This window comes from Agrobacterium sp. CMT1, assembly GCF_037203725.1.
GTDB classification, from domain to species: Bacteria; Pseudomonadota; Alphaproteobacteria; order Rhizobiales; family Rhizobiaceae; genus Agrobacterium; species Agrobacterium pusense.
The window spans coordinates 78,019-90,637 of the sequence record NZ_JBBCAR010000021.1 but is presented as its reverse complement, the minus strand read 5'-3'; the positions used below and the strand labels follow the sequence as shown (position 1 = coordinate 90,637).

The 12,619-nt window shown below is 60.2% G+C and carries 10 protein-coding genes; 9 read left to right on the top strand and 1 reads right to left on the bottom strand.

Translation table 11 applies throughout. From position 1 onward, the window contains the following. The first annotated feature begins 17 nt into the window (after positions 1 to 17). Together WA845_RS25020 and WA845_RS25015 are read left to right on the top strand one after the other, a co-directional pair. A complete protein-coding gene (locus tag WA845_RS25020) occupies positions 18 to 605 on the top strand; it encodes an ANTAR domain-containing response regulator (protein WP_006699921.1) in 588 nt (195 codons plus the stop codon). A 33-nt stretch (positions 606 to 638) separates the two neighbouring features. Continuing rightward, positions 639 to 1,934, top strand: a complete 1,296-nt coding sequence (locus tag WA845_RS25015; RefSeq protein WP_112557227.1) for a CmpA/NrtA family ABC transporter substrate-binding protein — start codon at positions 639 to 641, stop codon at positions 1,932 to 1,934. A 129-nt stretch (positions 1,935 to 2,063) separates the two neighbouring features. Here WA845_RS25015 and WA845_RS25010 read toward each other — a convergent pair whose 3' ends face one another. Beyond that, positions 2,064 to 2,279 carry a hypothetical protein gene (locus tag WA845_RS25010; RefSeq protein ID WP_112557229.1) on the bottom strand — a complete coding sequence of 72 codons (216 nt, stop codon included), beginning with the start codon at positions 2,277 to 2,279 and terminating at the stop codon, positions 2,064 to 2,066. Positions 2,280 to 2,312: 33 nt separating this feature from the next. Here WA845_RS25010 and WA845_RS25005 point away from each other — a divergent pair, with 33 nt between their 5' ends. The 7 genes from WA845_RS25005 (at position 2,313) to cysG (ending at position 12,542) form a co-directional block, all read left to right on the top strand. Next, entirely contained in the window at positions 2,313 to 3,605 is a 1,293-nt protein-coding gene (locus WA845_RS25005) for a CmpA/NrtA family ABC transporter substrate-binding protein (protein WP_006699923.1), read from the top strand. Between the two features lie 113 nt (positions 3,606 to 3,718). Further along, positions 3,719 to 4,612 carry a nitrate ABC transporter permease gene (gene ntrB, locus WA845_RS25000; protein ID WP_112557231.1) on the top strand — a complete coding sequence of 298 codons (894 nt, stop codon included), beginning with the start codon at positions 3,719 to 3,721 and terminating at the stop codon, positions 4,610 to 4,612. A 13-nt stretch (positions 4,613 to 4,625) separates the two neighbouring features. Next, positions 4,626 to 5,423: an ABC transporter ATP-binding protein gene (locus WA845_RS24995; protein ID WP_112557233.1), complete on the top strand. Its 798-nt coding sequence runs from the start codon at positions 4,626 to 4,628 to the stop codon at positions 5,421 to 5,423. 5 nt (positions 5,424 to 5,428) lie between these two features. Further along, on the top strand, positions 5,429 to 7,876 hold the full coding sequence (gene nirB, locus WA845_RS24990; protein WP_112557235.1) for a nitrite reductase large subunit NirB: 2,448 nt from the start codon (positions 5,429 to 5,431) through the stop codon (positions 7,874 to 7,876). 5 nt (positions 7,877 to 7,881) lie between these two features. Continuing rightward, positions 7,882 to 8,217: a nitrite reductase small subunit NirD gene (gene nirD, locus WA845_RS24985; protein ID WP_112557237.1), complete on the top strand. Its 336-nt coding sequence runs from the start codon at positions 7,882 to 7,884 to the stop codon at positions 8,215 to 8,217. A 238-nt stretch (positions 8,218 to 8,455) separates the two neighbouring features. Then, the gene (locus WA845_RS24980) at positions 8,456 to 11,104 is read left to right on the top strand and encodes a nitrate reductase (RefSeq protein WP_112555190.1); all 2,649 of its coding nucleotides are present in this window, start codon (positions 8,456 to 8,458) and stop codon (positions 11,102 to 11,104) included. Beyond that, complete coding sequence (gene cysG, locus WA845_RS24975) at positions 11,076 to 12,542, top strand: siroheme synthase CysG (RefSeq protein ID WP_162719216.1); 1,467 nt, start codon at positions 11,076 to 11,078, stop codon at positions 12,540 to 12,542. Before WA845_RS24980 ends, cysG begins: the two co-directional genes overlap by 29 nt. The last annotated feature ends 77 nt before the right edge of the window (positions 12,543 to 12,619 follow it).

The following is a 12,619-nucleotide window of genomic DNA, read 5'->3' as shown; positions in this document are numbered from 1 at the left end:
GCGTCATCAATGCTGGCATGACGCTTCGCGACCTGACAATTCTCGTTATCGACGAAAACGCGATCCGCGCTTCCATCATAGAGGAGGGCCTGCGCGAGGCGGGCTATCAGCGCGTTACCGTCATCCACGAGGTGAACGGGGTGGCGCGCACCATCGAGACGCTGCAGCCTGATGTCATTTTCATCGATCTTGAAAATCCAAATCGTGACATGATGGAGCATCTGTTTCAGCTCACCCGCACGGTTGGCCGGCCAATCGCCATGTTTGTCGATCGTTCCGACACCGCCTCCATCGAGGCGGCCGTCGAGGCCGGTGTCTCCGCGTACGTGGTGGACGGGTTGAAGAAAGAGCGTGTGAAACCGATTCTCGATATGGCGGTCAGCCGCTTCAATGCTTTCAGCCGCCTGCAGCGGGAGCTGGCCGATGCGAAATCGGCGCTTGAGGAGCGCAAGGTCATCGAACGCGCCAAAGGCATATTGATGAAGATGCGCGGCCTTTCCGAAGAAGAGGCCTTTGCACTTCTGCGGCAAACGGCAATGAACGAGAAAAAGAAGATTTCCGAGATCGCGCAAAGCGTGGTCACCGCGGCCGGTCTGTTGATGTGACGAAGACCAGCCGGACAGCGTGGAGTGAATAACATGGCGGCACCGGAACAAACCGCAGGACCAGACAGCGGAGCGACGAAAGCCCCGGGCGCACCGGCAAGGGTCGGCAGTGACCGGCAGAAAATCCTGCGTGCTGGCTTTATACCCCTTGTTGACGCATCGGTTCTTATCGCAGCGGCCGAATTCGGCTTTGCAGAACGCGAGGGCATTACGCTCGATCTCGTGAAAGACGTTTCCTGGGCAAATGTGCGTGACCGGCTGGCGTTCCGGCAATTCGACATTGCCCATATGCTGTCGCCAATGCCCGTTGCCTCCATGCTCGGGCTCGGTTCCAACCCTTCGCCGACGATTACGCCTTTTTCACTCGGACGCGGCGGCAATGCGATCACGCTTTCGACTCGCCTGTTTGACCGCATGAAGGCCGTGACCGGACTTTCCGAAACGGCGGGAGCGCTCGAAAATGCCGAGGCGCTGAAGCGTGTGCTCGATGATATGCGTGCCCGCGGCGAGCCACCACCGACGCTTGGCATGACCTACCCGTTTTCCTCGCATAATTACGAATTTCGCTACTGGCTTGCCGCTGGTGGCATTCACCCCGATAACGATGTCAAGCTTGTGGTCGTGCCGCCGCCGTTGACATCGGATGCGCTCGCTGCGGGAGCGATTGACGGTTTCTGCGTTGGAGCGCCGTGGAATATCGTCGCCGCCGAACGCGGTGTCGGCCGGATCGTTGCCGCCAAGCAGGACCTGTGGCCTTCCGCACCCGAAAAGGTCATCGGCATGCGGCCCGAATGGGCGGAAAACCAACAAGAAACGGTCGGACGGCTGCTGACGGCGCTTGATGCGGCCGCGCGCTGGTGCGACCTTGCAGAAAATCACGATGAACTAAGCCGGGCCCTTGCCGATCCGCGTTACATCGGAGCGCCTGAGGCGATTATCCGTCGTGTGCTTGCCGGTGAATTCAGCATTGATAGCCGGGGGAATAGGCGCGTGATCGACAAATATTTCACCTTTCATGGCGGCCATGCGAATTATCCCCGGCAAAGTCAGGCTTTGTGGATTTACAGCCAGATGATCCGCTGGGGGCAGGCGGAATTTTCTCGTAAAGGTGTGGCGGCCGCCTTGTCTTCCTACCGGCCGGATATTTACCGGGCGGTGCTGGGCGACGCCAATGCACCTGATGATGCCGATATCCGTGTCGAAGGGCAGGAAGAAGGTGATCGTTTCGTAGATGGCCTCATATTCGATCCCGCCGATATAGAAGGCTATGTGAAGAAATTTTCAGTACGTACATCTACGGCTGTTTCTCACGCTTCCGGTGAGGCATAAACGGTCCCCAAGCTGGTCAAGCTGCATAAAATTCAAGCGCGGGATTTCTCCATTGCCCAAATGCAAGCCAAGAAAATCTCTGATTAAAGTTTAATCGCACAGCTCATCTTCTGAAATACTTATTTATTTTCAGCGATTTAATTCGATCTCGATAAACTGGCACGCCTTTTGCTTTTTGTTTTTCGCACCGGTCAACGGCGATCGGAGCAAGCAGGGCGCGGCATAGGCGCTTTCAAAGACATAGACGTCGCAAGGTTTTGCTGCCCGGAACACCTCCGTTCCGAAGGCGCAAACACCGAGCGGCGTTTTTTTATTTTCCGGTTTTTTCGCAAGCGAAAACGTCACCCGAAAAGGTGGCCCAATAAGGGGAACATGCGAATGAAAAAGATATTCTCCGGCGATGTCAGCCGCCGCACGATACTGCAGACGACAGCCGCGGCAGCCCTTGTCAGCGCCGTACGCGTGGCCTTTCCATCCGGTGCATTCGCGGCAACCGCTGAGCCGGAAGTGAAAGGTGCGAAAATCGGTTTTATCGCGCTCACCGACGCCGCACCGCTCGTTATCGCCGCGGAAAAGGGCCTCTTCGCCAAGCATGGCATGCCTGACGTCGAGGTTCTGAAGCAGGCGTCATGGGGCGCAACGCGCGACAATCTGGTGCTCGGCGGCGCCTCGAACGGTATTGACGGCGCGCATATTCTGACGCCGATGCCGTATCTGATGCATACGGGCAAGGTAACCCAGAACAATGTGCCGGTGCCGATGACAATCCTCGCCCGCCTGAACCTCGACAGCCAGGGCATCTCCGTCGCCAGGGAATATGCAGATACCGGCGTTCAACTCGATGCCTCCAAACTGAAGGCGGCGTTCGAGAAGAAGAAGGTAGAAGGCAAGGAAATCAAGGCCGCGATGACGTTCCCCGGCGGCACGCATGATCTCTGGATCCGCTATTGGCTTGCCGCCGGCGGTATCGATCCCGACAAGGACGTTTCCACCATCGTCGTTCCGCCGCCGCAGATGGTCGCCAATATGAAGGTTGGCAACATGGACGTCTTCTGTGTGGGCGAGCCCTGGAACGAGCAGCTGGTCAATCAGGGCATCGGCTTTACTGCCTGTACGACAGGCGAACTCTGGAAGGGCCATCCGGAAAAGGCGCTCGGCATGCGCGCCGACTGGGTGGAAAAGAACCCCAACGCCACCAAGGCGCTGCTGATGGCGGTCATTGAAGCACAGATGTGGTGTGACGAGATGGCGAACAAGGAGGAAATGTCCACCATCCTCGGCAAACGCCAGTGGTTCAACGTGCCGCCGAAGGATGTACTTGGCCGCCTGAAGGGCAATATCAATTACGGCAACGGCCGCGTGCTCGAAAATACCGGCCTGCAGATGAAGTTCTGGCAGGACCATGCCTCCTATCCCTTCCACAGCCACGACAGCTGGTTCATCACCGAAAACATCCGCTGGGGCAAATTCGCGCCCGACACCGATGTGAAGGCGCTGGTTGCGAAGGTGAACCGAGAGGATATCTGGCGCGCTGCCGCCAAGGATCTCGGCGTAACCGATCTGCCCGCTTCCACCTCGCGCGGCAAGGAAACCTTCTTCGACGGCAAGGTCTTCGACCCGGAAAACCCGTCGGCCTATCTCGAGAGCCTGTCCATCAAGGCGGCCTCCTGACGAGGAGACCCGGGCGTCGCCCTTCATCCGCCGGCCGCGCTTCCCAACCGGTGCGGCTGAAGACCGGGTGAGGGGCGAGCCCAGACCGCAACCGACATCAAGAGGAAATGCCCATGTCCGCATTGGCCCGAAAATTCAACGAAGAGCCGCAGCAGCAGGCAGCGAAGAAGGCAAATGTCGTGGCGCTTGCGCCGAAACAGTCGCCGCGGATTGATCTGCGCAAATGGGGGGTGGTAGCGGCCCGCAACATCATCCCGCCGTTTGTCGTTCTCGCCATTCTGCTTGCTGTCTGGCAGCTGCTCTGTTCCGCCCCCGGCGCCTCCCTGCCGCCGCCGAGCCAGGTTTTCGAGGAGAGCTACGATCTCATCGTATCGCCGTTCTTCCATAACGGCTCGCAGGATATAGGTCTCGGCCTGCGCGTGCTGGTCTCGCTGGAGCGGGTGGCCTACGGTTTCGGTCTTGCCGCCATCGCCGGCATCATTCTCGGGGCTGTCATCGGCCAGTCGGTCTGGGCGATGCGCGGGCTCGATCCGATTTTTCAGGTGCTGCGCACCGTGCCGCCGCTCGCCTGGCTGCCGCTTTCACTGGCCGCCTTTCAGGACAGCAATCCGTCGGCCATTTTCGTGATCTTCATCACCTCCATCTGGCCGGTCATCATCAATACCGCAGTCGGCGTGCGCAACATTCCGCAGGACTACCGTAACGTGGCGCAGGTGCTGCGGCTGAACCAGCTGGAATTCTTCTTCAAGATCATGCTGCCTTCGGCGGCACCCTACATCTTCACCGGCCTGCGCATCGGCATCGGCCTTTCATGGCTCGCGATCGTGGCGGCAGAAATGCTGACCGGCGGCGTCGGCATCGGCTTCTTCATCTGGGACGCTTGGAATTCCTCGCGCTTGCCCGACATCATCGTGGCACTCGCCTACATCGGCGTCGTCGGCTTCATGCTCGACAAGCTAGTGGCGGCGCTCGGCAAGGTCATCACCCGCGGCGCTGCGGCCAACTGAAAGGGCGATAACTATGAACGCATATCTCAAGCTCGATCACATCGACAAATATTTCGACAAGGGCGGCTCGCGCGCCGAGGTGCTGAAAGGCATCAACCTCACTATCGAAAAGGGTGAATTCGTCTCGGTCATCGGCCACTCCGGTTGCGGCAAATCCACCATGCTGAACCTCATCGCCGGGTTGACGAAAGTCTCCGCCGGTGCCGTGCTCCTCGAAAACCGGGAGGTCAACGAACCCGGACCTGAACGCGCCGTCGTGTTTCAGAACCACAGCCTGCTGCCGTGGCTTTCGGTTTATGAAAACGTCAATCTCGCTGTCGAGAAGGTCTTCCGCAATACCAAGACACGGGCCGAGCGGGATGACTGGGTCATGCGCAATCTCGATCTCGTTCAGATGGGGCACGCGAAAGACAAAAAGCCTTCGGAAATTTCCGGCGGCATGAAACAGCGTGTCGGCATTGCCCGGGCGCTCGCCATGGAGCCGAAAATCCTGCTGCTGGACGAGCCTTTCGGGGCGCTGGATGCGCTGACCCGCGCCCATCTTCAGGACGCGGTGATGGAAATCCACGCCCGGCTCGGCAACACCATGGTCATGATCACCCATGACGTGGACGAGGCTGTGCTGCTCTCCGACCGTATCGTGATGATGACCAACGGTCCCGCAGCTCACATCGGCGAAGTGCTCGAGGTGCCGCTGGTACGCCCGCGCAACCGTATCGAGCTTGCATCCGACAAGACCTACCTCAAATGCCGCGAGGCCGTGCTGAAGTTCCTTTATGAACGTCACCGCTTCGTCGAAGCCGCGGAGTAACGACCATGACGCAGAAACTCGTCATCATCGGTAATGGCATGGCGCCGGGGCGCATGCTGGAAAACCTGTTCGAAACCGCGCCCGGCCTCTACGATGTCACCATTTTCAATGCTGAGCCGCGCGTTAATTACGATCGCATCATGCTCTCGCCGGTGCTTTCAGGCGAAAAGAGCTTCGAGGACATCGTCATCCACAATGACGACTGGTATGCGGCCAATAATGTGACGCTGCACAAGGGTGCGAAAGTCACCGGTATCGATCGGGACAAAAAGACCGTCACCAGCGAAAACGGTATTACGGCTTCCTATGACAAGCTGGTGATCGCCACCGGTTCTCTGCCCTTCATCATTCCCGTCCCCGGCCATCAATTGCCCGGCGTGCTCGCCTATCGCGATCTCGGTGATGTGACGAAGATGCTGGAGATCGCAGAAGGAAAGGGCCGCGCCATTGTCATCGGCGCCGGGCTTCTCGGGCTGGAAGCCGCCTATGGTCTCAAGCGTCAGGGAATGGACGTCACCGTCATCCACCTGATGCCGACGATCATGGAGCGTCAGCTTGATCCGGCAGCGGCCTATCTTCTGGAGAAGGCGCTCACCGAGCGCGGCATCGACATCATCACCAAGGCCAATACCAAATGCATTCTTGGCAAGGAGAAGGTCGAGGGCATCGAACTGGAAGACGGCAGGATCATCAAAGGCGACATGGTGGTGATGGCGGTCGGTATCCGTCCCGCTTCCGGTCTTGCCAGGGAAGCCGGTCTTGCCGTCAATCGCGGTATCGTCGTTGACGATGGCATGATGACGTCGGACGCCTCGATCTATGCGCTCGGCGAATGCGCGGAACATCGCGGCATATGCTACGGGCTGGTTGCACCGCTTTATGAATCGGCCCGGGTGCTGGCTGACCGCCTATGCGGCGGTTCGGCCGAATATCACGGCTCCGTCACTAACACGAAGCTCAAGGTTACCGGCATCAACCTGTTTTCCGCCGGCGATTTCGCAGAAGGCGACGACCGCGAGGAAATCGTGCTGCGAGACGCCACGGCCGGCGTCTACAAGCGCCTGATCCTCAAGGAAAACCGCATCATCGGCGCGGTGCTTTACGGCGAGACGTCGGACGGATCGTGGTTCTTCGACCTGATGAAGAAGTCCACCGATATTTCTGCCATGCGTGAGACCCTGATCTTCGGTCATGCCTATCAGGGAGGGTCGCCGCTGGACCCTATGGCGGCCGTTGCAGCCTTGCCGGATGATGCGGAAATCTGCGGCTGCAACGGCGTTTGCAAGGGTAAGATCACCTCGTCCATCACCTCCAAGGGATTGACGTCTCTGGATGATGTGCGCGCCCACACCAAGGCTTCCGCCTCCTGCGGCAATTGCACCGGCCTCGTCGAACAGCTGATGACGCTGACGCTCGGCGACAGTTATAACCCCGCTGCCGTGCAGCCCATGTGCAAATGCACCGATCTCGGCCACGACGATGTACGCCGTCTCATCAAGGCCAAGGGTCTTAAGACCATTCCCGCTGTGATGCAGGAGCTTGAGTGGAAAACCTCCTGCGGCTGTGCGAAATGCCGGCCGGCGCTCAACTATTACCTCGTCTGCGATTTCCCGGACGAATATGCCGATGACTATCAGTCGCGTTACATCAATGAGCGCGTCCACGCCAACATCCAGAAGGATGGCACCTATTCCGTCGTGCCGCGTATGTGGGGTGGGGTCACCTCCTCCTCCGAACTGCGGGCGATTGCCGATGTGGTCGACAAGTTCGAAATCCCGATGGTGAAGGTGACGGGCGGCCAGCGCATCGACCTTCTCGGCATCGAGAAGGAGGATTTGCCGGCGGTCTGGGCCGACCTCGGCAAGGCCGGGTTCATTTCCGGCCAGGCCTATGCCAAGGGCTTGCGCACCGTGAAGACCTGTGTCGGCCAGCAATGGTGCCGCTTCGGCACGCAGGATTCCACCGGGCTTGGCATCCGCATTGAAAAATTCATGTGGGGCTCGTGGACACCCGCCAAGCTGAAGCTTGCTGTTTCAGGCTGTCCGCGCAACTGCGCCGAGGCCACCTGCAAGGATATTGGCGTCATCTGCGTCGATTCCGGGTTCGAAATCCATTTCGCCGGCGCCGCCGGTCTCGATATCAAGGGCACGGAGGTTCTGGGTCTTGTCAGAACCGAGGATGAGGCGCTGGAGCATATCGTGGCGCTCACCCAAATGTACCGTGAGCAGGCGCGCTACCTTGAGCGCATCTACAAATGGGCCAAGCGCATCGGCTACGACGAGGTTCGTCGCCAGATCATGAATGATGCGGAGAAGCGTCGGGCCTATTTCGAACGCTTCGTCTTCAGCCAGAAAATCGCGCAGGTCGATCCCTGGTCCGAGCGTGTGTCCGGCCACGACAAGCACGAATTCAGGCCCATGGCGGCAATCGGTTTCAGCGAGGCAGCGGAGTGAGAACGATGGACGTCAACTGGATCGATATTGGTGACATCTCCGACATCCCACTGCGCGGCGCACGGTGCGTAAAAACGCCGATGGGCAAGATCGCTGTGTTCCGCACAGCGGAAAATCAGGTCTTCGCCATCGAGGACCATTGCCCGCATAAGGGCGGGCCGCTGAGCCAGGGCATCGTGCATGGCGCTTCGGTGACGTGTCCCTTGCATAATTGGGTCATTTCGCTGGAAACCGGCAAGGCCTTGGGGGCGGATGAGGGCGAGGTGAGGACCATTCCGCTGCGTAATCTGGATGGAAGGCTTTCGATAGCGCTCGAAACCCTGATGATTGCGGCGGAGTGAATTGCGATGGCGGTGGCTTTACCCCCCTCTGCCCTGCCGGGCATCTCCCCCTCAAGGGGGGAGATCGACAAGCGGAGGGCTCCTCGTTCCCTCTCCACCGGCGACGACGCCAGTTGTGAATGGAAGTTTGTGCCGCGATTGATCTCCCCCCTTGAGGGGGAGATGCCCGGCAGGGCAGAGGGGGGTAAGCGCCACACGTTGAGGCGGCGTAACCGCCACACACTGAGAGGGCAAACCCATGCCCGTTGAAACCAAAACCACCTGTCCCTATTGCGGCGTCGGCTGCGGCGTCATCGCCACCGTCAACGACGATGGCATCGTTTCCATCAGAGGCGATCAGGACCACCCCGCCAATTTCGGCCGGCTGTGCTCCAAGGGCTCGGCTCTCGCCGAAACCATCGACCTTGAAGGACGCATTCTTTACCCTGAGATCAATGGCAAGCGGGCAACATGGGACGAAGCGCTTGATCTCGTCGCTTCCCGCTTCTCCGACACCATTGCCGAACATGGCCCGGATTCGGTCGCCTTTTACGTCTCCGGCCAATTGCTGACGGAGGATTATTACCTCGCCAACAAGCTGATGAAAGGTTTCATCGGTTCGGCCAATATCGATACCAACTCAAGGCTCTGCATGTCGTCCTCGGTCGCCGGCCATCGCCGCGCTTTCGGGGCCGATACGGTGCCGGGCACCTATGAGGATATGGAGCTTGCCGATCTGGTGATCCTCACCGGTTCAAATCTCGCCTGGTGCCATCCCGTTCTCTACCAGAGGCTAGCGGCGGCAAAGGCGGCACGGCCGGAAATGAAAGTCGTTGTCATCGATCCGCGTCGCACGATGAGCGCCGATATTGCCGATATGCACCTCGCCATCCGCCCGGATGGAGATGTGGCGCTGTTTACCGGCCTGCTGGCGCACCTTTCCGGTAGTCCTGCAGTCGATCACGTCTATGTGGAAGATCACACGGTCGGTTTTGATGCCGCGATGCAGGCAGCAACCGAATATAGCCTGCCTGATATCGCTGAGGCCACCGGGCTGACGATTGCCGAACTGATTTCCTTTTACGAATTGTTCGAACGCGCCGAAAAAACCGTCACCTGTTACAGCCAGGGCGTCAACCAATCGCAAAGCGGCACCGACAAGGTCAACGCTATCATCAATTGCCACCTTGCGACCGGTCGCATCGGCAGGCCCGGCATGGGACCGTTTTCGCTGACCGGTCAGCCGAACGCCATGGGCGGGCGCGAGGTCGGCGGGCTGGCCAACATGCTGGCCGCCCATATGGCCATCGAAAGTGCCGGGGATCGTGATCGCGTGCAGCGCTTCTGGGCCTCGCCTGCCATTGCGGAAAAACCCGGCCTCAAGGCCGTTGATATGTTTCGGGCCGTGGCCGATGGCCGCATCAAGGCGCTGTGGATCATGGCAACCAATCCAGTGGTGTCCATGCCTGACGCCGGTGCTGTCGAAGCGGCCATCAAGGCCTGTCCATTCGTCGTGGTGTCCGATGTCATGGACAAGACCGATACGGCGCGCCATGCCCATGTGCTTCTGCCATCGCTTGGCTGGGGGGAAAAAGACGGCACGGTCACCAATTCCGAGCGGCGCATTTCCCGCCAGCGCGGTTTTCTCGATGCACCCGGTGAAGCGAAAGCGGACTGGTGGCAGATGGCGGAAGTGGGCCGGCGCATGGGTTTCGGCGCAGCCTTTGCCTTCCGGCACGCGTCGGAGATTTTCTCCGAACATGCGGCTCTGTCTGGCTTCGAAAATCTGGGCAGTCGCGATTTCGACATCAGTGGCGTCGACCCGAAAGTCTATGACGGGATGGCGCCCTTCCAATGGCCAAGACCGCAGGCAGGTGACGCCGGCACGGCGCGTTTCTTCGCAGATGGCCGGTTTTATCACGCCGATGGCAAGGCGCGGTTCATCGTCACAGCCTTGCCGGAGGTGGACAGAACGTCGGCGGACTATCCGCTGACGCTGAATACCGGGCGCATTCGCGACCAGTGGCATACCATGACCCGCACCGGCAAAAGCGCACGCCTTACCGCCCATATCGCCGAGCCATTCGCCGAGCTTCACCCGCGCGATGCACAGGCGCTGGGCATCGAAAGCGCCGATCTGGTAGAGCTGGAAAGTCCACATGGTAAGGTTCTGCTGCGGGCGTTGATCAGCGAAAGGCAGGCGCGCGGGTCGGTGTTCGCGCCGATGCACTGGAACGACCAGTTCGCCTCGCTGGCGCGGATCGATATGGTTGTGGCCCCGGTCACGGACCCTTATTCCGGCCAGCCCGCCTCGAAAAACACGGGCGTGAGGGCAAGACGTTTCGAAGCGAAGGCTTACGGTTTCGCCATTTCCCGCACCCGGCCCGATGCGCCGGACTGCGCCTATTGGGCGATTGCAAAGGCGGATGGCGGCTATCGCATGGAGCTTGCCTTTGCGGAAGAGCCGCAGGACTGGACGCTCTGGGCACGACAGGTCTTCGGCATCGACGCCGGGATCGAGCCGCTGGGTTATAGCGACCGGCAAACCGGCGATCTGCGCCTTGCCTTTTTCGATGGCGATATACTGCTGGCGGCGCTGTTCATCGCAAGGCGGCCGGTGGCTGTTGCACGCAACTGGGCGATTTTACAATTGACCGAGCGCCATGAGGATCTGCGAATGCGGTTTGCGCTGATCGCCGGTCGCCCCGGAGCCGGCCGTCCCGATCCGGGGGCCACGGTCTGCTCTTGCTTCAATGTCGGCGTCAACCAGATCACGGCTGCAGTCCGGGATGGCTGCCATAGCGTCGAAGCCATCGGCAAGGTGTTGAATGCCGGCACCAATTGCGGCTCGTGCCGCGCCGAAATCAAGGGGGTCATCAATGGATGCCTTAAAACCGCAGCGGAATGAACCGGCCCGTATGGAGAAACTCGCCAAGCTGCCGGTTTTCTGGGGGCTTGAGGGCAAGCGCGTGGTGCTGGCGGGCGGATCGGATGGGGCCGCCTGGAAGGCGGAGCTGTTGCTGGCCTGCGGCGCGGAATTGCATGTCTTTTGTGAGAGGGGTGACCTGTCCGAGACATTTGCAGGGCTCGTTGTCAGAAGCACTCGCCTGCATTTCCATGCCATGCGCTGGCATAGTGGCATATTCGCCAATGCGGAACTGGCGCTGGCGGATTGCGAAACGGATACGGAGGCGGCAGCCTTTCATGCCGCTGCGCGGGCGGCGGGTGTTCCCGTCAACGTCATCGACAAGCCGGAATTCTGCCAGTTCCAGTTCGGCTCCATCGTCAATCGCTCGCCAGTGGTCGTCTCGATCTCCACCGATGGCGCAGCACCTATTCTGGCTCAGGCTATCCGTCGGCGCATTGAGACATTGCTGCCGCCCTCGCTCAGGGATTGGGGCGCGCTTGCCCGGACCATCCGTGAGCGGGTTAACCTGCGGCTGACGCCAGGTCCGTCCCGGCGGCTGTTCTGGGAGAAATTCGTCGATCGGGCCTTTACCGAAAGGCTGGACGAAGAGAGCGAAGAACGATTGCTGATGGCTACCGGAATGCAGGCTTGCGAGGTTGGGGGGCGGGTGACGCTTGTGGGCGCCGGCCCTGGAGACGCCGAACTGCTGACGCTGAAAGCGGTGCGCGCCCTGCAGGCGGCAGATGTCATCCTGTTTGACGATCTTGTCTCAGCCGAGGTGCTGGAGCTGGCGCGGCGGGAGGCCAAGCGCATGCTGGTTGGCAAGCGCGGCGGCCGCGAAAGCTGCAGGCAGGAAGATATCAACGACATGATGATCCGGCTTGCAAAGGCGGGAAAGAGGGTGGTGCGCCTGAAATCCGGCGATCCGATGATTTTCGGGCGCGCCGGTGAGGAGATCGCCGCGCTGGCGGCTGAAAACATTCCCGTCGATGTCGTGCCCGGCATCACCGCGGCAAGCGCCATGGCCTCCCGCCTCGGCATTTCCCTGACCCATCGCGACCACGCCCAGTCAGTGCGCTTCATCACCGGCCATTCCCGTCAGGGAAAGCTGCCGGAGAATATTGACTGGACATCGCTTGCCGACCCCGCCGTAACCACGGTTTTTTACATGGGCGGGCGAACCGCGGCGGCAATCCAGTCCTCCTTGCTCGCCCACGGCATGGACGCCTCGACGCCCGTTGCCGTCGTGGTTTCCGTCACCCGGGCGAATGAGCAGCGCTGGTGCGGCACACTCACGCAACTGTCTGCGGCAATCGAGCGGCTGGGGGTAAACGAGCCCGTTCTGATCGGCATTGGCGATGCGTTCCGCGCCGCTTCCCCGGCGCTGTCCGTGATGGACGCAAAGGAGATCCTTCTGCCCGTTCTGATAGCTCGATGACGGACCACGCGCCGCCCCGGCGCAAATTTTTGACACACGACGTCGACGCGGCCACCCACGGTCGGCCTAAACCATCC